The sequence below is a fragment of the Bacteroides sp. ET336 genome, assembly GCF_024733815.1.
Classification (GTDB): domain Bacteria; phylum Bacteroidota; class Bacteroidia; order Bacteroidales; family Bacteroidaceae; genus Phocaeicola; species Phocaeicola cellulolyticus.
The window spans coordinates 1-21,995 of the sequence record NZ_JANRHK010000027.1 but is presented as its reverse complement, the minus strand read 5'-3'; the positions used below and the strand labels follow the sequence as shown (position 1 = coordinate 21,995).

At 39.0% G+C, this 21,995-nt stretch carries 24 protein-coding genes and 1 pseudogene; 2 read left to right on the top strand and 23 right to left on the bottom strand.

The features are described from left to right. Nucleotides 1-10 precede the first annotated feature (10 nt). From NW213_RS15735 to map, 14 genes are all read right to left on the bottom strand, one after another. Complete coding sequence (locus NW213_RS15735; protein WP_258323368.1) at nucleotides 11-1,009, bottom strand: VWA domain-containing protein; 999 nt, start codon at nucleotides 1,007-1,009, stop codon at nucleotides 11-13. 19 nt (nucleotides 1,010-1,028) lie between these two features. After that, a complete protein-coding gene (locus NW213_RS15730; RefSeq protein WP_258323371.1) occupies nucleotides 1,029-2,099 on the bottom strand; it encodes a BatD family protein in 1,071 nt (356 codons plus the stop codon). Nucleotides 2,100-2,139: 40 nt separating this feature from the next. After that, on the bottom strand, nucleotides 2,140-3,009 hold the full coding sequence (locus tag NW213_RS15725; RefSeq protein WP_154042558.1) for a DUF58 domain-containing protein: 870 nt from the start codon (nucleotides 3,007-3,009) through the stop codon (nucleotides 2,140-2,142). Between the two features lie 24 nt (nucleotides 3,010-3,033). Beyond that, nucleotides 3,034-4,029, bottom strand: coding sequence for a MoxR family ATPase (locus NW213_RS15720; protein ID WP_204393984.1), 996 nt, complete (start codon nucleotides 4,027-4,029; stop codon nucleotides 3,034-3,036). A 266-nt stretch (nucleotides 4,030-4,295) separates the two neighbouring features. Continuing rightward, a complete protein-coding gene (locus NW213_RS15715) occupies nucleotides 4,296-5,309 on the bottom strand; it encodes an HU family DNA-binding protein (RefSeq protein WP_258323367.1) in 1,014 nt (337 codons plus the stop codon). Nucleotides 5,310-5,312: 3 nt separating this feature from the next. Beyond that, complete coding sequence (locus NW213_RS15710; protein WP_154042555.1) at nucleotides 5,313-5,600, bottom strand: HU family DNA-binding protein; 288 nt, start codon at nucleotides 5,598-5,600, stop codon at nucleotides 5,313-5,315. Then, complete coding sequence (rimO, locus tag NW213_RS15705) at nucleotides 5,597-6,898, bottom strand: 30S ribosomal protein S12 methylthiotransferase RimO (RefSeq protein ID WP_154042554.1); 1,302 nt, start codon at nucleotides 6,896-6,898, stop codon at nucleotides 5,597-5,599. Before rimO ends, NW213_RS15710 begins: the two co-directional genes overlap by 4 nt. Next, complete coding sequence (gene ftsY, locus NW213_RS15700; protein ID WP_154042553.1) at nucleotides 6,899-7,861, bottom strand: signal recognition particle-docking protein FtsY; 963 nt, start codon at nucleotides 7,859-7,861, stop codon at nucleotides 6,899-6,901. Between the two features lie 123 nt (nucleotides 7,862-7,984). Beyond that, nucleotides 7,985-8,140 carry a DUF4295 domain-containing protein gene (locus tag NW213_RS15695; RefSeq protein ID WP_005841293.1) on the bottom strand — a complete coding sequence of 52 codons (156 nt, stop codon included), beginning with the start codon at nucleotides 8,138-8,140 and terminating at the stop codon, nucleotides 7,985-7,987. Nucleotides 8,141-8,152: 12 nt separating this feature from the next. Further along, nucleotides 8,153-8,341, bottom strand: coding sequence for a 50S ribosomal protein L33 (gene rpmG, locus NW213_RS15690; protein WP_154042552.1), 189 nt, complete (start codon nucleotides 8,339-8,341; stop codon nucleotides 8,153-8,155). Nucleotides 8,342-8,360: 19 nt separating this feature from the next. Beyond that, the gene (gene rpmB, locus NW213_RS15685) at nucleotides 8,361-8,621 is read right to left on the bottom strand and encodes a 50S ribosomal protein L28 (protein WP_154042551.1); all 261 of its coding nucleotides are present in this window, start codon (nucleotides 8,619-8,621) and stop codon (nucleotides 8,361-8,363) included. Between the two features lie 99 nt (nucleotides 8,622-8,720). Next, a complete protein-coding gene (locus NW213_RS15680) occupies nucleotides 8,721-9,227 on the bottom strand; it encodes a CinA family protein (RefSeq protein WP_154042550.1) in 507 nt (168 codons plus the stop codon). A gap of 24 nt (nucleotides 9,228-9,251) precedes the next feature. Further along, entirely contained in the window at nucleotides 9,252-10,277 is a 1,026-nt protein-coding gene (gene tsaD, locus NW213_RS15675) for a tRNA (adenosine(37)-N6)-threonylcarbamoyltransferase complex transferase subunit TsaD (RefSeq protein ID WP_204393990.1), read from the bottom strand. Nucleotides 10,278-10,304: 27 nt separating this feature from the next. Next, nucleotides 10,305-11,159, bottom strand: coding sequence for a type I methionyl aminopeptidase (gene map / locus NW213_RS15670; protein ID WP_154042548.1), 855 nt, complete (start codon nucleotides 11,157-11,159; stop codon nucleotides 10,305-10,307). Nucleotides 11,160-11,375: 216 nt separating this feature from the next. Between map and NW213_RS15665 the strand changes: the two genes are divergently transcribed. Then, nucleotides 11,376-11,594 (top strand): winged helix-turn-helix domain-containing protein, encoded by a 219-nt coding sequence (locus NW213_RS15665; RefSeq protein ID WP_154042547.1) that lies wholly within the window; start codon nucleotides 11,376-11,378, stop codon nucleotides 11,592-11,594. Between the two features lie 126 nt (nucleotides 11,595-11,720). Continuing rightward, entirely contained in the window at nucleotides 11,721-12,533 is an 813-nt protein-coding gene (locus NW213_RS15660) for a Cof-type HAD-IIB family hydrolase (protein WP_154042546.1), read from the top strand. Nucleotides 12,534-12,618: 85 nt separating this feature from the next. On the opposite strand, the gene ilvA is transcribed toward NW213_RS15660, so the two are convergent. The 9 genes and pseudogenes from ilvA to NW213_RS15615 form a co-directional block, all read right to left on the bottom strand. Beyond that, nucleotides 12,619-13,815 carry a threonine ammonia-lyase gene (ilvA, locus tag NW213_RS15655; RefSeq protein ID WP_154042545.1) on the bottom strand — a complete coding sequence of 399 codons (1,197 nt, stop codon included), beginning with the start codon at nucleotides 13,813-13,815 and terminating at the stop codon, nucleotides 12,619-12,621. A gap of 253 nt (nucleotides 13,816-14,068) precedes the next feature. Then, the gene (locus NW213_RS15650; RefSeq protein WP_258323366.1) at nucleotides 14,069-15,058 is read right to left on the bottom strand and encodes a Fic family protein; all 990 of its coding nucleotides are present in this window, start codon (nucleotides 15,056-15,058) and stop codon (nucleotides 14,069-14,071) included. 216 nt (nucleotides 15,059-15,274) lie between these two features. Continuing rightward, a complete protein-coding gene (locus tag NW213_RS15645; RefSeq protein WP_258323365.1) occupies nucleotides 15,275-16,582 on the bottom strand; it encodes an anaerobic C4-dicarboxylate transporter family protein in 1,308 nt (435 codons plus the stop codon). 569 nt (nucleotides 16,583-17,151) lie between these two features. Continuing rightward, a complete protein-coding gene (locus NW213_RS15640) occupies nucleotides 17,152-17,976 on the bottom strand; it encodes a GIY-YIG nuclease family protein (RefSeq protein WP_258323364.1) in 825 nt (274 codons plus the stop codon). A 19-nt stretch (nucleotides 17,977-17,995) separates the two neighbouring features. After that, the gene (locus NW213_RS15635) at nucleotides 17,996-18,517 is read right to left on the bottom strand and encodes a hypothetical protein (RefSeq protein WP_258323363.1); all 522 of its coding nucleotides are present in this window, start codon (nucleotides 18,515-18,517) and stop codon (nucleotides 17,996-17,998) included. A gap of 88 nt (nucleotides 18,518-18,605) precedes the next feature. Continuing rightward, on the bottom strand, nucleotides 18,606-19,943 hold the full coding sequence (locus tag NW213_RS15630; protein WP_258323362.1) for a hypothetical protein: 1,338 nt from the start codon (nucleotides 19,941-19,943) through the stop codon (nucleotides 18,606-18,608). Then, complete coding sequence (locus NW213_RS15625) at nucleotides 19,940-20,608, bottom strand: hypothetical protein (protein WP_258323361.1); 669 nt, start codon at nucleotides 20,606-20,608, stop codon at nucleotides 19,940-19,942. Before NW213_RS15625 ends, NW213_RS15630 begins: the two co-directional genes overlap by 4 nt. Nucleotides 20,609-20,641: 33 nt before the next feature. Beyond that, nucleotides 20,642-20,995 carry a hypothetical protein gene (locus NW213_RS15620; protein WP_258323360.1) on the bottom strand — a complete coding sequence of 118 codons (354 nt, stop codon included), beginning with the start codon at nucleotides 20,993-20,995 and terminating at the stop codon, nucleotides 20,642-20,644. Continuing rightward, a pseudogene (locus NW213_RS15615) lies at nucleotides 20,988-21,995 on the bottom strand (hypothetical protein); the annotation flags it as partial. The gene NW213_RS15620 and the pseudogene NW213_RS15615, both read right to left, overlap by 8 nt.

Sequence of the window (21,995 nt, the reverse complement as noted above, 5' to 3'; positions counted from 1 at the left end):
CAAAACATTTTTAAGGTATTTTCTTCAAAACCGTATTACGTAAAATCAGCTCAAGCAGGATACATAAGAATGCCACGAGAGCAAAAATCTCGTATTCCTCTTCCCTTTTGCTGAATTCCTTTACATTAAGTTTTGTTTTTTCCAACTTATCTATCTCCTGATAAACTTCCTTCAGTTTGGAATTGCTAGTAGCCCTGAAATAATTACCGTTAGTTTCGGCAGCAATCTGCGTCAAGGTCTGTTCATCTATTTCTACAGGTGTCTGAATATATTGCACACCGGCATATGTCTGCATAGGATAAGGAGCTGTACCGTTGGTTCCTACACCTATCGTATATACTCTCACTCCAAACTGTTTGGCTATCTCGGCAGCAGTAAGAGGAGAAAGTTCACCGCGGTTGTTCACACCGTCCGTCAGCAATATCACGACTTTTGATTTTGCCTTGCTGTCTTTCAATCTTGTAACAGCATTCGCCAGTCCCATACCGATAGCAGTACCGTCTTCTATCATTCCGCGATAAATCATTTCGCAACTTACGCTCTGAAACAAATTAAGCAGAACTCCATGGTCAACAGTAAGAGGACACTGCGTAAAAGCCTCCCCCGCAAATATCGTAAGACCGATATTGTCATTAGGTCTTCCGTTGATAAATTCGGCAGCCACCTGTTTTGCGGCCTCAAGTCTGTTAGGTTTCAAATCCTCAGCCAGCATACTTGTAGAAATATCCACAGCCAGCATTATGTCAATACCTTCAATTTCAGTGTTCTGCCAATTATCGGTAGTTTGCGGTCTTGCAAGCACCAGCACTATCATTACGAACGTACACAGTCTGAGCAGAAAAGGAGCATGGATCAAATAGACCTTCCAGCTTTTCGGCGCATTCTGATACATTCGTGTGGTAGATACCTGAAGAGTAGCCTCTGTCCGTTTCCTGTGCATCACATACCATACTATGTACGGTATAAGCAAAATCAGTAAAAACAGATATTCAATATTAGCAAAAATCATATCTTCATTCATTTATACGTTAAAAGAAGAGATCTATAATGCATTTCACACCTACATACAAAGCAACTACCGCAATAACACCAGTCAGTCCTATGCTGCACATCAATGCTATACGGCCTTGTTTTGAACGTTTCTCTTCCACTTTTATTTCCGTAGGCTCTTTTTTCGCATTAGGATCTTCCTCCAGCTTGGTTTCATTGATAAAATCCATTGCATTTACCAGATTCATATCATTCTCGTTCATCATCGGTGCATGTTTGGCAAACTTCACCAAGTCAGCAGTCTCGAAAAGATATTTCAAGTCTTTGAGCGATTCCTTATCCCTTACCTGCAACAGATTTTCAATTATTTCGGACGATGTCATCTCCATTGCATTAAAACCGAAACGTTCCATTATGTAAGTACGTATCACGTCAGTAAGCTCTGTGTAATACTGTTTAGGATCCTCCCTTTGCACATTCTTGTTAGCCTTGATTTCCTCGATATGCTTCATGGCTTCCTGATGAGGAGGCAATTTCGGTTCAATCTTTATAATCTTTATTATAGGTTTGTTGTCTCTATATCTTATAATAAAGAATACACATGCCGATCCGAACAGCAACATCAGGATAAAGGCATATACCATTGTATCTATATCCTCCCATTGGATAGGAACTTCCACCACAGTTTTCGGTCCGAAGAACTGATCAGGGTGCAAAGTATCCACCGGTATGGAATAGACTTTGAGAGCTAAAGATTCAGAACGATATTTTTCATCGTCAACCATAACCTCCAATGGAGGAAGATAATACAAAGCCGAGTCAAAGGAAGTAATAGTATATTCCTGAGTGATAACCCACCTTTTGTCGTCATTCAACTTCTGTGTGTCAGGCTTGGCTATGTCAAGTACTTCCACTCCCCTCACCAACGTATCTTTTATCACAGGCAGGCGTAATTTTTTATCAGCATCCATACTTACTTCCAGATGCACCTTAGTCTGTTCGCCCACCAGCAGCTGCAATGAATCAATGCTGGCCCTTACAGTAACCTGTTGTGCGCTTGCCTGCGAGCCAAACAAGGTAAAAGCGGCAAAGCACAATGAGCCGAGCATCATTTTTCCATAATTAAACAATATCTTCTTCATCTGATTATCAGTTTCTTTTAGCAAACAAATTCAGCAATGCCCTGACATAATCCTGGTCTGTACGTACAGATACAGAATCCACATTACACAGATTAAACGTATCGTTAAGTTTCTTCTGACGTTCCACCCACCAGTCATGATGAGTCTTTCTCAACGACTTAGACGAAGTGTCAATCCATTCCTCATGCCCCGTTTCGGCATCACGCACAAGCATCAGACCCACGTCAGGCAGTTCCTCCATACGTTTGTCATACACTTGCACAGCCACCACGTCATGCTTTCTGTTTGCCACAGTCAATGCATTCTTGAAATCATTGTCATCAATAAAATCGCTCAACATGAACGCCGTACAACGCTTTTTCAATACATTCGTAAGATATTCAATTGCGCATTGCAGATTTGTGCGCGAACTTTCCGGCTTAAAGTCCAGCAGCTCGCGTATGATATACAGAATATGTTTACGTCCTTTTTTAGGCGGTATAAACTTTTCTATTCTGTCAGAAAAGAATATAACACCGATCTTATCGTTATTCTGGATAGCGGAGAAAGCTATTGTAGCAGCAATCTCCGTCACCATATCCTTTTTCATCTGCTTCGACGTACCGAAATCAAGACTGTTCGATACATCCACAAGCAGCATCACTGTCAGTTCGCGTTCCTCTTCGAATACCTTTACGAATGGCTTGTCAAAGCGTGCTGTTACATTCCAGTCGATGTCACGCACATCATCGCCATACTGATACTCTCTCACTTCGGAGAAAGCCATACCCCTACCCTTGAAGGCAGAATGATACTGTCCGGCAAATATATTGCTTGACAGTCCTCGGGTCTTAATTTCTATCTGGCGTACACGCTTTAATAATTCAGTAGTTTCCATTCTTCAAAAAAGGTTTCTTTCTAATTAAGGCACTTCAACCTTATTAAGTATCTTGCTTACTATTTCGTCCGAAGTAACGTTTGTAGCTTCAGCCTCGTATGTCAGACCGATACGGTGACGCAATACATCGTGAGCCACAGCACGAACATCTTCAGGAATAACATAACCTCTACGCTTGATAAACGCATAGCTGCGTGCGGCAAGAGCCAGGTTGATGGAAGCACGAGGAGATCCTCCGAAACCGATAAGGCTCTTGAGTTCCTTCAAATCATATTTTTCAGGATAACGGGTTGCAAAAACGATATCGGCAATATACTGTTCAATCTTTTCATCCAGATAAACCTGTCTTACGACTTTGCGGGCTTCCATTATATCCTCAGCTTTAAGAAGAGGCTTGATTTCCACTTTCTCGCCCGAGATATTCTGACGGATAATCTTCTTTTCCTCTTCAAGTTTAGGATAATCTATGATAACCTTCAGCATGAAACGGTCCACCTGTGCTTCAGGCAACGGATAAGTACCTTCCTGCTCGATTGGGTTCTGTGTAGCCATAACCAGGAAAGGTTCCGGCAAGCGGAATGTTTCCTTACTCAATGTCACCTGACGTTCCTGCATAGCTTCGAGCAAAGCACTCTGTACTTTTGCAGGAGCACGGTTAATTTCATCGGCCAATACGAAGTTGGCAAAGATAGGTCCCTTTTTAGCGATGAACTGTTCATCCTTCTGACTATAAATCATTGTACCGATAACGTCGGCAGGCAACAAGTCAGGAGTAAACTGGATACGACTGTATTTAGAATCAATAAGCGATGCCATAGTCTTGATAGCCAATGTCTTTGCCAAACCGGGCACACCTTCCAACAATATATGTCCGTCAGCCAACAATCCTATCAGCAATGATTCAACCAAATGTTTTTGTCCCACGATAACCTGATCCATACCTGTCATCAGGTTTGTCACGAACGCACTCTGGCGTTCAATCAATTCGTTCAATGCACGAATATCAATAGCTTCAGCCATAATTTCTTGTTTATTTTATTAATTTCATTCTCTATATTTTATACACCAATCAAGGTCAACCCCTTTTTAGTGCACCCAAAATTACGTTTTTAAGTTAACAGCCACAACTAATATTTATTAAAAAATCATACAGATGTATCTATTTAAGTCTTTTTTATCTTATTCTGCCGAATTTAAAATCAAATCGTAAATATAAAACAAAAGAACAGCATCATGATGGATACTTTCCAACTGACACTGTTCCACTCAATTGTTATATTCTCTGATTAATCCGCAGGAGTAAGTTTTGGTATCCGCAATGTGGTACCGATAGGCACATTATTCGGATCATCTATCACATCCTTATTATACATTACGATATAAGGCCACAGTTTTCTGTTTCTGAAATATTTGTATGCTACTTTCGACAACGTACTTCCCTTCACAATGGTTACAGTGTCCAAAGTCCCGCTTATTTTATAAACCACCTCATCCGACAGATATTTTATTTCCGACACATCATCTGTGGCAACACCGATAATCGAGTCAATAGCTTTCTTATGCACAACTACTGTATCTTCGGCATTATTTTCTTCAGCAGTTTCAATGCTGTCAGACATTTCTGTATCCACAGAATCAACAGGAGCCACAGAAACAGGCTTTTCTTCATACTGCTTCAAGTCATTACTACGTTCCACAGAGTCATTGCTCCTTCCTGCAAACACACCCCACATCACACCTACACCAATAACAACACCCGCCAGAAGTACCGCAGCAAACATATACCATGACATAAACCATCTACGTTGTTTACCTTCTGTATTCTCCGTAGGAATTTCCTCCTTTTCTTCACATGGTTCCGGTGCCTCAGGCGCAACATTTAAAGGAATATTCTCTGCATCCGGGTCTGCCACATTAGCAATATCCGACTGTTCCGAAGCCACATCCGGTTCCGGCTCACTTGGCGTCACCACCTCACCGACTTCAGAAGATTCATTTTCATCAATATCATCAAAATGAACACCTTTATTCAATTCTACAGGCTGAAAATGAGAAAACGGTTTGTTTACAGCTTCCTTCAACGCAGCATCAGGAATAAAAACCACCTTACCCTCATTGTCTGCTTCCGTTATCAGTTTAAAGGTTCCCAAACCCTTAATCTTCACATACTTGTCTCTTTTCAGTCCCTCTTCAATCAAGGCAAAAAAGCTACAGACAAATGCATCCGCATCTGCCTGTTCCATATTCATTTTTGCAGCGAGTAAAGCCGCAAGATTTTCAATCGTAAGTTTGTCTTCCATTGATTACCCGTTTAGCACCGAATTGATTCTTTCTTTCAACAATGATGAAGGTCTGAAACCCACAAGAAGTTTTGGCGGGAACAATATCCGTTTGCCTGTAGATGCATTGACTTCAATTTTTTCCATCTTCTTCTTTGTCTCAAAAACGCCGAATCCCTGAATAGTCACATCCTTACCTTCCTGCAAATTAGAAGAAACGATGTCTGCCACAGACGACATCAGTTTTGAAATCCTTTTATCATCAATCCCCGTCTTTGCAGACAACGCATCTATAAACTCCTTCTCATTCATTCCGCAATCCTCCCATACAGGTCGAAATCATCGGCATCTTCTATCAGGACATTATAGAAATGGCCTTCCTTCAATCTCTTGCCATCGTCTTTAATAAGAACCTCTGGATCTACCTCTGGAGAATCAAACTCTGTTCTTCCCACATAGTAGTCACCTTCTTTTCTGTCGATTATAACCTTGAAAGTCTTTCCTATTTTCTGATGACTCAACTCTCCGGAAATCTCCTGCTGTAACGCCATCAGCTCATCCAGACGTTTCTGTTTTACCTCCTGCGGTATATCATCATCATAATTTTCAGCCGAGAAAGTACCCTCCTCCTCAGAGTAGGCAAAAGCTCCCATACGGTCAAACTTGGCAACCTTAACGAATTCTTTCAACTGTTCGAAGTCATCTTCAGTTTCTCCGGGATGTCCCACCATAAGAGTAGTACGCAAGTGTATTCCCGGCACTTCTTTACGGAACTCCTCAATCAGTCTGTAAGTTTCCTCTTTTGTCACGTGTCTTCTCATTCGCGACAACATATTGTCACTGATATGCTGCAAAGCAATGTCCATATACTTGCAAACATTATCATTCTCCCTCATTACGCGGAACAACTCTCTTGGGAATTTTGCAGGATATGCATAATGCAGACGTATCCATTCCACCCCAGGAATTTTTGCCATTCTGTCAATCAGTTCCGGCAACATCTGCTTCTTGTAAAGATCAACACCATAATAAGTAAGTTCCTGAGCTATAACCTGAAATTCCTTGACACCTTCCGATACGAGCAATTTCACCTCGTCCAGAATTTCCTCCATCGGTCTTGACACGTGTCTTCCCGTTATTATAGGTATGGCGCAATACGAACACTTTCTGTCACAACCTTCCGAAATCTTCAGATAAGCATAATGTTTAGGAGTAGTAAGATGTCTTTCTATTGCAAATTCCGAATGATAAGCCTTGCCCAAATCCTCAAGCAACTCATTCCAGTTGAATTTACCATAAAATTTATCCACCTGCGGAATTTCCACTTTCAGTTCGCTAAGATAACGTTCAGACAAGCATCCCATTACATAAAGCTTTTTGAGTTTTCCCTCTTCCTTTGCCTGGCAAAACTCCAGAATCATATTAATGGACTCCTCTTTCGCGTCACCGATAAATCCGCAAGTATTAATCACCGCTATCTCCCCATGTGGTTTCTCCGCATCATGTGTCACCTTGTAACCGTTAGCTTCAAGCTGACGCATAAGTTTTTCAGAGTCCACCAGGTTCTTGGAACATCCAAGAGTAATTATATCAATAGTATTTTTTCTCATTTATTTTCCTTCAGAGCCAAACAACGAATCAACGAACTCACGGCGACGGAACACCTGCAAGTCCTCAATACCTTCACCAAGACCTATATATTTCACAGGAATCTTAAACTGGTCAGATATACCAATCACCACACCACCTTTGGCAGTACCGTCAAGTTTGGTTATAGCCATCGCATTAACCTCCGTAGCCAAAGTAAACTGTTTAGCCTGTTCAAAAGCATTTTGTCCTGTAGAACCGTCAAGTACCAGCAACACCTCGTGAGGAGCATCAGGTACAACCTTCTTCATCACGTTCTTAATCTTGGTAAGCTCGTTCATCAGTCCCACCTTGTTATGCAGACGTCCTGCAGTATCAATAATCACTACGTCAGCATTATTAGCCACAGCAGAACTCAAAGTATCAAAAGCCACCGATGCAGGATCGGCTCCCATTTTCTGTTTCACCACAGGCACACCTACACGTTCGCCCCAAATATCCAGCTGTTCAACAGCAGCAGCACGGAAGGTATCGGCAGCACCCAGATACACAGTATTTCCAGCTTTTTTAAATTGATATGCCAGTTTTCCGATGGTTGTAGTCTTACCTACTCCGTTCACTCCCACCACCATTATCACGTATGGTTTCTTTCCTGCAGGCAGAGTAAAGTCCTCAGCATCCACCGTATTGTTTTCAGTAAGCAGAGCCGCAATTTCCTCCCTAAGAATATTGTTAAGTTCCTGGGTATTTACGTACTTATCCTTTGCCACCCTTGTTTCTATACGTTTAATGATGTTCAAGGTAGTCTCCACACCCACATCCGAAGTTACCAACACTTCTTCAAGGTTGTCCAATACTTCATCGTCCACCTTTGATTTTCCGGCAACAGCCCTTGCTATTTTTCCGAAAACACTTTCTTTAGTTTTAGACAATCCCTTGTCCAGAGTTTCCTTCTTTTCTTTAGAGAAAAAGCTAAAAATTCCCATACTTATACAATTATCTATTTATGACACAAAGATATAACTAATTTCTTAGATATAAAAAAAGTTCCCGCCGTTTATTATTGGCGGGAACTTTCAAAATATCATTTAATAGCTGTAATGCTACAATTATTTCTTAAAGAAGTCCTGAACTTTTTCGTTTGGAACCATCTGTTCGTCAAAGATGTAAGCACCAGTCTTAGGTGACTTAACCATTTTGATAACCTTAGTATAAGAACGTCCTTCTTTACCTGTCTGAAGGGTTGCGACTGTTTTCTTTGCCATGGTTTACTCTTATTATTTAATTTCTTTATGTACTGTTACTCTCTTCAAGATTGGGTTATATTTCTTAAGTTCCAATCTTTCAGTTGTATTCTTTCTATTCTTTGTAGTGATATAGCGAGAAGTTCCCGGCAAACCACTTTCCTTCATTTCTGTGCACTCAAGGATTACCTGTACTCTGTTACCTTTAGCTTTCTTAGCCATAGTCTTTCTCTCCTTTTAATTAACCAATAATTTTGATACTCTTCCAATCGCAGTAACCGTTAGCTACAGCTTCGTTCAATGCAGCGTCCAGTCCTTTCTTGTTAATAACTCTCAAGCCGTTAGCGCAGATGTTCAGGCTAATCCAGCAATCTTGTTCTACATAGTAGAATTTCTTTGTAAACAAGTTCACATCAAAAGTTCTTTTAGTTCTTCTCTTTGAGTGTGAAACGTTGTTGCCAATCATGGCTTTCTTTCCGGTAATTTGACAAATTTTTGACATTTCTATCTAGTTTTTATAGTTTCAATTCGTTCATTCTTTAAAACGGAGTGCAAAGTAAGCGTTTTTATTTCAAACATGCAAACTTTTAAGTAATAAATTCTACTTTTCCTCGTTATTTTCTTGATTTTGACACAATTCACGCAATAAATACAGTGCTTTTATGCTTGCATTATGCACATTTTGCTCTCTTCCATTGTCTTCGCAGATTTTTTCTGTTATCACATTATCCTTGTTGCCTGCAGCAATCCAGACAGTACCAATCGGTTTGTCAGGAGTACCGCCTGTAGGTCCCGCAATACCGGATGTAGCTACAGCAAAATCAGCATTGAAAGCCTTCATTGCTCCCTTTACCATTTCCACTACTGTTTCCTCGCTCACCGCGCCGAACTGTTCCAGAGTTTCGGCACTCACCCCAAGCAAATTCTGTTTTGCCTCGTTCGAGTAAGCCACGATTCCACCTTTATAGAATTTTGAACTTCCAGGAATAGCAGTAAGAATAGCAGCTATATTACCGGCTGTACAGCTTTCTGCAGTTGCAAGCGAAAATTCCTCTCTCCAGAAAATCTCGCTTATATCTCGACTTAACATTTTACCTTCTACTGACATAATCTCTTTATATTTTATATTGTTCTATTTAATTGTCACTCTCGAATAAGCCGGCTTGTCTATGCTGCAGAAATCCTTATCCAGGAATTTATAGTATCCTGTAATGGCAATCATGGCAGCATTATCCGTAGTATATCCGAATTTCGGAATATAGATGTTCCATCCATATTTTGCAGCATGTTCGCGGAAAGCATTTCTCAATCCGTTGTTGGCCGACACTCCACCAGCCACAGCCACCTCGTTTATACCCGTATCCTTCACAGCCTTACGAAGCTTGTCCATAAGAATATCCACGATAGTTTTTTCCAGCGATGCGGCCAGATCCTCTTTATGATGTTCTATAAAGTCAGGATCATCCTTCAGCCATTCCCTCAACGAATACAGGAAAGAAGTCTTCAGTCCGCTGAAGCTATAATCATATCCCGGGATATGAGGCTTGCTGAAAGTATATGCCGAAGCATTACCCTGTCTAGCCAGTCTGTCTATTATCGGGCCACCCGGATATCCTAATCCCATAACCTTCGAACATTTGTCAATAGCCTCGCCTGCAGCATCGTCAATAGTCTGTCCCAGAACCTCCATATCATTGTATGCATTCACACGTATAATCTGCGAATTACCACCTGAAACGAGCAGACACAGGAAAGGATACTTAGGCTGATTATTATCCTCGCCGGACTCCTTTATAAAATGTGCCAGCACATGTCCCTGCAAGTGATTGACCTCCACCATCGGAATGTCAAGCGATCTGGCAAGTCCCTTAGCGAAAGACACACCCACCAACAGCGACCCCATAAGTCCTGGTCCGCGGGTGAAAGCCACCGCACTCAAATCCTCCTTCTGCACTCCTGCCCTTTTCAGCGCCTCATGCACCACAGGCACAATGTTCTGCTGATGAGCTCTCGAAGCAAGTTCAGGCACCACGCCACCATACGCTTCATGCACAGCCTGGCTGGCAATCACACTCGACAGCAACACACCGTCACGTATAACGGCAGCCGAAGTATCGTCACACGACGACTCTATACCTAATATAACGACATTATCCATTGTAATCTATAATAATAAAGTTTGAAATCAATAAGTAAGTATCTCCAATCCGTTTTCCGTCATAAGGAAAGTATGTTCCCACTGTGCCGAAGGAAGTTCATCTTCCGTAACTACAGTCCAGTCATCCTCCTCATCCACAAATACTTCATACGTACCCATATTAATCATCGGCTCAATGGTAAACACCATTCCCGGCACCAGCAACATTCCCGTACCTTTTTTACCGAAATGCTCCACGTCCGGTTCCTCGTGGAATTCCAGTCCCACACCGTGTCCGCACAGATCTCTCACTACCGAGAAACCGTTCTTCTTGGCATGCTTCTCAATAGCGTTACCAATATCACCCACGAAACCGAAAGGAGTAGCAGCCTGCATACCAATCTCCAGACATTCCTTTGCCACCCTCACAAGCTTCTCCTTTTCAGGCGAAGTTTTACCTATTATAAACATACGCGAAGCATCAGAGTAATATCCGTCGAGAATAGTCGATACATCCACATTGATAATATCTCCCTCCTCCAATATCTCATCTTCCGACGGAATACCGTGACACACCACCTCATTTATAGAAGTACATACACTTTTCGGAAATCCCTCATAATTGAGCGGTGCAGGTATGGCTCCATGCGACACCGTAAAGTCATACACCATCTTGTCAATCTCAGCCGTACTCATGCCGGCCTTGATTTCACTTGCCACCAAATCAAGCACAGCAGTATTTATCACACCGCTGCGTCTTATTCCCTCAATCTGTTCAGGAGTTTTTATAAGTTTTCTTGAAGGGACCAGATGTCCTTTATTCTGAAAATACAGTACCTTCTTGTCCAGTTCAGTAAGTTCTGCCCCTTTAGGCACTCTCCAGTTTATTTTGTTTCTCACCATATAATTCAATATTGAAATGATATGCAAAGTTAGTAAAAATCGAATTAGACCGGAAACCATTGTGTAATACTTTTCCCCTATACATTTAAAAAACATTAAAAACCCACTCATTCAGCAATAAAAAAGTCTCAATAATTTTTATTAATAATTATTAAGAGTATATTTGTAATCAAAGGCAAGACCTTACTATCTAATAACAAATTAAACAAAACAAGAATGGACAAGTATCAAATCGGCGCAAATGCCGGTATTGTCTGGAACAAACTGAAAGACAATGCACATTGGGATTACAAACAGCTGAAGGCAGCAACAGGTTTAACAGACAGAGATTTAAATGCTGCAATAGGCTGGCTGGCCAGAGAAGACAAGATTGATTTTGACATCAGCGATCAGCATGACACATTATTTCTGAACGTAAATGTTTACATTGGATGATATAACACTACTGTAGCAAGCTTAATTCCATGCCCCGTACAAAAGTTCGTACGGGGCTTTTTTTGTTTTAGCCTCAAATTTAGTACCTTTGCATCAGCATTATAACAAAACACCAAATAACATTTTATGAAATACAAAATCATCGTTTTAGACCTTGACGGTACACTCACCAACACAAAAAAAGAAATAACCCCTCACACACTTGAAGTCCTGCTTCGCGCCCAGGAGAAAGGAATCAAGATAGTACTTGCCTCAGGACGCCCCACCTACGGCATAGCACCTCTGGCAGAAAAACTTCAACTGTCAAAATACGAAGGTTATATTCTGGCATACAACGGCGGCGAAATAATCGACTGGAAAACAGGCGAACTCATGTATAAGAATCTTCTCGACCACGATGTCCTCCCATATCTTTACCAGTGCGCCAAAGACAACAATTTCGCAATCGTGACATACGATGGCGAGTACGTCCTCACCGAACATCCCGACGATGAATATGTCCTGAAGGAAGCCATCCTCAATGTAATGAAGATAAAGAAGGTTGACAACTTCCTGGAGGCCGTAAAGCACCCGATAGCAAAATGCCTTATCGTTGGCGAACCGACCCGCCTTGCCGAACTTGAAAAAGAGATGTACGAACATCTTAAAGACCGCATGGGAGTATTCCGTTCCGAGCCATATTTCCTCGAACTCGTTCCTAAAGGAATAGACAAGGCACAGTCACTTGCCGTACTGCTGAAAGAACTCGGCATGACCAAAGACGAGATGATAGCCATAGGCGACGGTTTCAACGACCTGTCAATGATTAAATACGCCGGCATGGGAGTAGCCATGGGCAATGCACAGCAGGTAGTGAAAGACAATGCAGACTTCATCACACTCACCAATGAAGAAGACGGTGCCGCATATGCCATTGAAAAATTCATGAGTGAAGAATAATATTCACAACCCCTTATTATAACACATGAGCCGGTCATTCGCTTTTTACGAATAGCCGGCTCATGTCAGTATTACCAATATTCATTTATCCCACAATAGAATACCCAGCTTCCTGCAAGGCACTTCTTATCAGCTCGATATGCTCTGCATTACGTGTCTCCATCACAAGACGCAGGAAACATGCAGTAACATTGCTTGTATTGTTGTTTCTCTCATGGAGCACTGAAATGATATTTCCTCCAAGATTTGCAATAATTTCCGCCACTCCCTTCAGTTCACCCGGTTTGTCGTGCAAGTCAAGTGTCACGGTATAAGTACGTCCCGACATATCCAGACCCCTGTTTATTACACGGCTCAGGATAGTAACATCAATATTTCCTCCAGACACCACACAAATGGTTTTCTTTCCAGCCACAGGCACCTTGTTAAACATCGCAGCCGCCACAGCCACAGCTCCCGCCCCTTCGGCGATAAGTTTCTGCTGCTCCATTAATGCAAGAATGGCAGCGCAAATCTCATCCTCAGTCACAGTCACTATACCGTCAACATACTTGCTGCAGATCTCAAACGTATGTTCTCCCGGTTCCTTCACCGCTATACCGTCAGCCACAGTCGAAACAGAAGGCAGACACTCACGATGCGCCTTTTCTATAGAGCGCAGCATACTTGCCGCCCCCTGAGCCTGTACACCGTAAACCTTTACATCCGGCTTCAAAGATTTCAAAGCATACGCCACACCCGAAATAAGACCTCCACCGCCAATAGGAACAATCACAGCCTCCACATCAGGCAACTGGTTCAGCAGTTCCAGACCGATAGTACCCTGCCCGGCTATCACATACTCATCGTCAAACGGATGAATAAACGTATATCCCTTCTCCTCCTTCAGTTCAAGAGCCTTCTGATAAGCGTCATCATACACTCCCGGCACAAGACAAACCTTCGCGCCATATCTCTTCGTAGCCTCAACCTTTGATATCGGAGCTCCTGCTGGCAGACATATCAGCGAGTCTATACCATTCTTAGTAGCACCCAGAGCAACACCCTGAGCATGGTTTCCCGCCGAGCATGCTATCACCCCCTTCTTCTTCTCCTCTTCAGTCAGACAAGCTATTTTATAGCAAGCCCCCCTCAGTTTGAAAGAACCAGTATATTGCAGATTTTCCGGTTTAAGATATATCTGGCTTTCCGGATTTATCTGAGGTGCATATATAAGATCTGTTCTTCTTATTATATCCTTTAGAGCAAACGAAGCCCTGTAAATACTGTCTAATGTTATCATAAGAACTATTTTTTTAATCTTTTGTCTAGTTTATTACTTTTTACCTATCACTTTATCATTTCGGGCGCAAAAATACTTCTTTTTATCATACAATTGTCATGACCGATATTTTTTTCTTCACCGTATAGGGGTTTTTCCATATATCTGCGTTATACCGATAGACTACTTTAATCATTTAAAGTTAGTTTTTTCATACATTCTCTACTTAAAAATAAGCCGGTTATTCGGATTTTCCGAATGACCGGCTTTACTTTTATACTATCTCCCATAAACCAGACTTATTTGACCCTTTTCTCTTGATAAGATTCTTCCTTTTCATTTCTGCAATAATCCTTTCACACTGCCTCAACGACAGTCCCAATGAGTCTGCCATATCCCTAACCGTAGCATTAGGTGAATTAGCAATTATAGCCAATATGTTCCGCTCGTTTATACCGACATTTATACCGTCGTTTATACCGACATTTATACCGACATCTACTACATTCTCAATCTTATGAGCTTTCAAAGCATTTAATATTTCATTCAGCATAAAATCTATAAAAGGACAGCTATTAGCTACCCGTGAGCTTTCAGTAATAGCATCATAATAAGCTTGTTGATTTGCATATACCATATTCTCTACAGGTAGATGTTCAAATAACGGATGCAACCTGCCCAAAATAAGAGACTGCCACAACCTACCCATACGCCCATTACCATCACTAAACGGATGAATAAACTCAAATTCATAATGAAACACACATGAACGTATCAACAAATGGTCTGTCGATTCAGTAAGCCATTCAAACAAATCATTAACAAGCATTGGCACCCTATCAGCCGGCGGTGCCATGTGTACACATCCTTTTTCGCTGAAAACACCTACACCTCCTGCTCTAAATCTGCCCGCATCCCCTGTTAACGCCTGCATCATCACTCCATGAGCTTTAAGCAAGTCCTCTACAGAAAAAGGATTTAGCGTAGGATATAATTCGTATGTTGCTATCGCATTCTTAACTTCCTGAATTTCTTTAAGTGGAGCCACAACATTCTTCCCGTTTATTATATCACGAACCTGATTCTCTGTCAGATTATTACCTTCAATAGCCAATGAACTGTGAATTGTTTTTATACGATTGGCTTTCCGTAAACGGAGACTATCCGACTGCTCCATACGTATAGCATATCGTTCTATAGTTGAGGATATCTCAGCAATCAGATTAATGGCCTTTGAAGAAACGGTAAACGGTGGTATATACATAATCTACATTATTTACAGTGATGTTCAAATTATAATGTCTTACTTAAAAAACACATATTATTCCTACAAATGTAGTAAAATAAAAACACTTTATCACGTTACACTGTAACTAATATCCAACTTTAAGACCTAATCAATATTTGAATACAATCCCTCTCCTGCACCATACACCGTTTCATGATAGACAACCCTCGCAATGAGATATACAGACACTTATCAGAAAAAGACAGAAACAAGCAGCATACCAGTAGTAATAGCCACCCCCGTAGCCACCAGTCCCGGCATCATGAACGAATGGTTCAACACATACTTTCCGATGCCCGTGGTACCGGTACGGTCAAAGTTTATGGCAGCCACTACAGTAGGATAGTTCGGAATAAAGAAATATCCGTTTACGGCAGGGAACATTGCTATAAGAAGATACGGTGAAATACCCAGCGCCAGTCCCAACGGAACAATGGCACGCACAGTAGCCGCCTGACTGTAAAGAAGAATAGACATGACAAACAAAGCCAGTCCAAACAGCCATGGCATACTCTGAACAATACTCTCTATAGACCCGGTAAGCTGTTCGATGTTACCTTTAATAAAAGTATCACCCATCCAGGCAATACCGAAGATAGCAATCACCGCCTGCATACCTGCAGGGAAAACACTACCTTTTACAGCCTCGATACCATCAATACGCAAAAAGAGCAGAATCAGTGCAGCTGCACTCAGCATCAGGATTTCGATGATAGCCGGCATATCCATCATCACCGCCTTTCCTTCTACCATGAACGTAGGACGCATCTCGCTGATAGAGCCGAAAAGCACAATCAGCAAAGTGGCCATCAAGAATATGATAACAGACCATTTAGCCTTATTCGCATTAGCCACATCAGCCGTCTTAACGCTATCATCACCGATAAGGCCCTCTTTCACCCTACGTTGGTACTCAGGATCATCCAGCAGTTCCTTACCAACTTTCATCGAGCAGAACGCCCCTACCAGTACACCAACCAGAGTAGCCGGCACCGTAATAACCATAATGTCAAAAAGCGTCACACCAGGCAAAAGTCCCAACAATGCCACCGTAGCCGCCGAAATAGGACTGGCAGTAATGGCCTGCTGCGAAGCTATGATAGCTATACCCAACGGACGTTCCGGACGAATCTTGGTCTCACGCGCCACTTCTGCTATTACAGGAAGAACAGAATAAGCCACATGCCCTGTCCCGGCAATGAAAGTAAAGAGATAAGTCACAATCGGACTCAAGATAGTGACATGCGAAGGATTTTTACGCAGAACCTTCTCGGCCAACTTTACCATATAGTCCAGCCCACCGGCTGCCTGCATACACGATGCCGCAGAAATAACCGCCACAATCATCAGCATTACGTCAATGGGAGGAGCCGTAGGCTGAAGACCAAACACAAATATCAGCAAAGCCAGACCTATACCACCCATCACTCCCAAGCCGATACCTCCCAGCCTGGCTCCAATAATTATTGCAATCAAAACAATCAGTAACTGTAATAACATATAAGTTTATTTAATCAAGTTTAGTAAGTGAAAAACAGTAAACAAGGTATTTTATCCATCTATTATGACTGTGCCAAAAATAGACAAAGAATTCCGTTTTTGCAATATATTTAATACCACTATCTTGAAAAATATTTTTCATCGCATAGGGGTTTTAGCATAAATCTGCGTTATACCAGTGAAAGAGACAAAGAAATGAAGATAAATTAAATAACAAACCAACTAAACTTCGATTTCAAGATATACAGACTACCTCAATTTTTTAAGATTAGTTTTTTCATACATTCTCTACTTTAAAATGAGCCGGTTGTTCGGATTTTCCGGATGACCGGCTTAAACACTGTTTAAATGCTGTTAGAACGCTTTGCAAAATTTTAAACATATATCTTTCCCTGATTTTAGTTGACTGTTATAATCAAATCTGTTCACTCCATGTTCACTAACCGTTCATTAAACGTTTACTGACTGGTATTGCAAACCTTTTGCAAAAGGTTTTAAACAGGTTTGCAGAACTTTTCTATTTATGCAAGTTTCGGCTTTACCCAATTCACCCCCAATTTGAGGGTGAATTAATCACCATTAGCTACAGCCTCACATCTTCTCCTCAATCTTACCAGTTCATCCAGTTTTGCAGGATTTTTGTCCAAATTTAGCAAAGGTAGATTTTGAGAAATCAAAAACCTTTCCATCTCCTCAAGATTATCAGAGTGAGCAACGAAATTTACCTCCAAGTTATCTTCTATCCATCCGATTATTTCAGCAGAATCATGTTCCGAAAACTTATAGTTCCTTTTGTTCTCACGTTCCTTTAAAGAGCCTGATTCAGGCAAATACCCCAATACAGCACCCAAAGAACGAAAAAATGTTCCATGTCCTTTTGAATATAGTTCATTGCCCCATAATCTTTTTTTCAATGAGTCTTTAGATATACCAATATATAAAATATTATGTTTTCTCTCCTGTAATACTTTTCTGAATACTTGCGGCAGTTTCTTTATATCACTAATTTTAATAACATATATTCCAGGGATATCAGGAATATCTAAAGAATCCAGCTGTTTTACACTACGGAATTTTGAAGAATCCATTAACTGCCCTAAAGACATTTGAAGAACTGAAACTTTTACAGTTTTTTCTTTGCTTACATTCTTATCAAAGCTTTCTCTGGAATGTGGGATAAACCATCTTCCATTACTAAGCTGATACGCATGCTTTATATAACCACTCCTTAATATATCCCTCAATGGCTTACCTGGTCTGCTTAACGAATCATTTAGTATTCCTGCTTCATCAAGTATTTCAGCAGACTCAACAGCCGTTAATGCATCTATACCATTTCTTTCGATATATTTGTCCAAAGTTGATATAATCAATTGTAATTTTAAGGTATTCATAAGCCTTGATTTTATATAATCAAAAATCCACAAGTTTTCTTACTTTTTCAGTTCCCCATATACCACTATCATCAAGAATTATCAAATCAGACATTTTCTGGGCAATATATATGTTGTTTTGCCTCGGCGTAAAATCTATCTTAAACCATCTGTTAATCAAAACAATGTTACTCGAAGGGTATGTAGATTTCTTTTTATTATTCAACTCGGGCTGCCAATAAGACACTATCATAGTTTCACACAACTCAATATCACTCCTTGAATGAACACTATTATCAGAAAATCTGCCTATCCATATTTCCTTATCTCTCATTGTATGTATTTTATGATTCGGGTCACATTGGTATCTTTTATAAACATACCCATCCTTGTTTTGAGTTATTCCACAATAGCTCCTATAATTACTCATATTATGTGGTTTCCCAGAAACAATATAAAAGTAATAATTACGCATTATATTATTATCTTTCTCCCATTTCTTAAGTCCTTCTATCTCTGAAAAAGGACCTACCCATTCTATTACAAATAACTTACTTATCATAAATTTATTACAATGACATAATGTTATAACTATAACAACATATTATATGTAATTATTGGAGTTTATAAGTTAGAACACAATAGTAACATTATTTAGTAGAAAGAGATTCGAAATTTACCATTCCTATATTTTTAGTTTCCAGAACACAATCCATAAGAACTATCACAAGCAATAAATCTCTAAATTCCCATTTTTCTTGGTTTATGAATTGAAAATAACTTGATATGCATTTGTATGCTTCCTTATAGGTTTCCTCTTCTTTAATTTCTTTATTATCAAACACATCCCTGAACTCTTCAAATGTAGTGATACCTGATACTTTATTGATAAAATCTGCAAGTGTATTTGATTTTTCAGAACCTTCCCTACGAACTACATTTATAAATTTTTGTTTATCAACTATTATTTCTATTTCCTTTTTATCTTTATCTATTACATTTTCCGAGAATAAAATCTCATTAAATTCTTTTCTTTCTTTGGTTATATTATTGTTTTTATTCTTTCCTGAATAATAATCCAATATTGATTGGGAAATCTTATCATAAGATCTATAAAGTGCACCTTTAGGGTCTATTCTTTTTCTAAATTCATCAAACTTTTTAGAATCATTTAGAATTTTATTTACGTAATCAAGATATTTGTTTCCTCTTTCGTTTTTGTTCTCGTCGTTATTTGCTTTATCCACTATTTTATTTCCTTTTAATTTTTTGAAATGTTCCTTAAGTATTATATGTAAACTATCTGCGACTATTTGAGGATAAGAAACTTTATCAAGTGAAAGCAATATATCATAAGAACTATTAAGCAAAAACAACTGTTTAAATATTATATTATCAATATCTTGAAAAATGGCCTCATCAGATATTTTAGCTCTTGAGAAATGCTCAGATGCAACTTCAACCTCAGTATTGTAATTTCTCAGGAGCAATTTAAATTCATGTCTTAACGCATAAGATTTTTCTTCTTCATCTATGTCATAAATAATTTCGTCGGGAAGAGTCTTTAGTTTCAAAACATTACTCTCAGACGGATAACACAATCTTATACCATTTTTTTTATTTAATTCATCAAAATATTTTAAGGTCATCGCACAGGTACAAATAAGATTTCTATAAAAATGCCTTGGCAAATCTTTTAACTTACCTATTTGTGCAGATTTTGGGGCATTGGTTGTATGTAACTCTGTTTGCCTTTGAGCCTCAAAAGTAACTTTTGCAAAATAAAGAGATGCCAATCCTAAGAAAAATCCTATTACTCCTAAAAAGTTAAATCCATCATCAAGAAAATTTGTAGATACATCCTCAACTAGGACTACTTTCGATGCTGTAGCCGTATCATTGATTAAAGCAGTGGTTATAGAATCTGCATTTACTATATTACAACACAAAAACAATACAGTAACAAAAAGCAAACGTACAAAAATCATAAGGCAATAAATTTTTTATAAGCTATTACTATTTCCAATATTTGAGTCTCAGCATAACGTCTTGCCTCTATATAGCAAAACACCATACATATTATTGACAATAAAATCATAATTATAAAAAAATCACGAGATTTACATATTAAGAAAAGACTTGATATAATAGCAACTATAGAAGATGTAAACAAGCCCTCATATACAGCCTGCATCATCCAAAAACGGTTTAAATGCCTCATTGTTTCCTTCGCCTCTTCACAATGTCTCAAGTCCAACCACATTTTAGAATAAATATCTTTGTTTTTATCTTTGTAAAAATTATCATTCAAATATTCTGATAATTCTTTACTTTTACAATTAGAATCATGATTAGCAAACCAAAGAGCATCACGGAATACGTTGTTAAAATATTCTTTATTTCCTATATATAATATTTTTAATCTCAGCCATTTACCTATAGAAAAAGATACAAGACCACTTACATATATCATTACAATAGCAGCAATAATAATTACAGTTTTACTGTATCCACTTAAATCAAAAGTATAATAACTATTAATACTACAATAAATTATTCCAAATGTAATAAGACCTGAAACAATAAATGAGAAATCGAAAAAATTCAATGCTTCCGATATTCTGTCAAAGATTTTAGTAAAAGTTGTGTCCATAATTATAGATTTTAAGTTTAAATATATTTTATCTTACTGAATATGATAATTATAATACCTCATACTTTGATAGTCATATATTGATACACTACCATTATTAATGATACCATTAAATGATGTTCCAGACTGATAATCAAATCCGGAAAAGGAAAAATTATTATATACGATTTGAATATATGAGTTAGTTGCAAAATCAAAAATCTGACCATCATTACCATTGAGATAAGACCCCCTATCATAATCAAACATATTAAAACCATACATATTTTTCTGAATATTATATGGAATATATTTGTTGCGGTTATAGTCAAACAATCTTGTTGCAACAAAGTTTCTATATTTGTTTCCGCAGATAAATGCTACAGCGGCTCTTTTCTCATCAGTCATTTCCACTAAACTTATATATTATACTATTACGATGTATAAAAGACATCATATTATAAATTTCATGCGAAGATAATTTGTTTTCTTCAAGATGCAAATATGCACGGGCATATTCATTGAAAATATTAGTAGAAAAGATACCAGGATCATCTGTACCCAAAACAACAGGAGGAGTACAATGTGACAAAGTATTATTCAACCAATTCTTCAAATGATATTCCCTTATTTCGTCATAATAACTTATTCTTAGGTTACTTGTAGGTAAAGTTTCTATTGCAATACCTTTTTTATTAAGAAAATCCAAAACAATCCCTTGAACGATGCACATTTCATTTGGATTAAGAATTCTTCCACTTTCAATTTCAATCAGCTTGTCATATTCATCATTGGCATTGAAAGAGATTCTATGATAAATCTTCATTATTTCATTCATATCATCATTCTCAAACATCTGCCTTATCCCTTTATCTTTCTCATAAGATTCAATAATAAAAGGATTAAAATCTGAGAAATTCTTTTCTTCTATATAAAGAAATGGATCGAATTTTCTTAATTTCCATGCCTCAGACAAAATATATGGAGGAAATATTTTTCCATATACTTTATGAGAAAATTCAGAAATCTGGCTTTCCAACAAAGGGATACATTGCTGCAAACGGGATTCTTTTGTTTCTTTTATTAAGAACCATAAGAATACCATATCATCAAGCCACTCTCCTTGCGAAATTATACATTTACATCCGGTCTTATCCATCCATAATTGCGGTTCAATACCTATGGCTGTACAGTGCCCCAATCTGTCACCATGTCTTAATTCAAGAAAAAGAACAGCTTCATAAATACTTCTAATACCGGATACTATATGCTTGAAATCCTCACCTGCATGAAAAGTACAATTGGCTATTCCGTTTTTTCTCAAAAACCTGAATATAGGTGCAAAGACTTCCGGACCTGCATCAAATTCACTTGCGGCAGCATCTATTCCTTTTATTTTACTTCCATA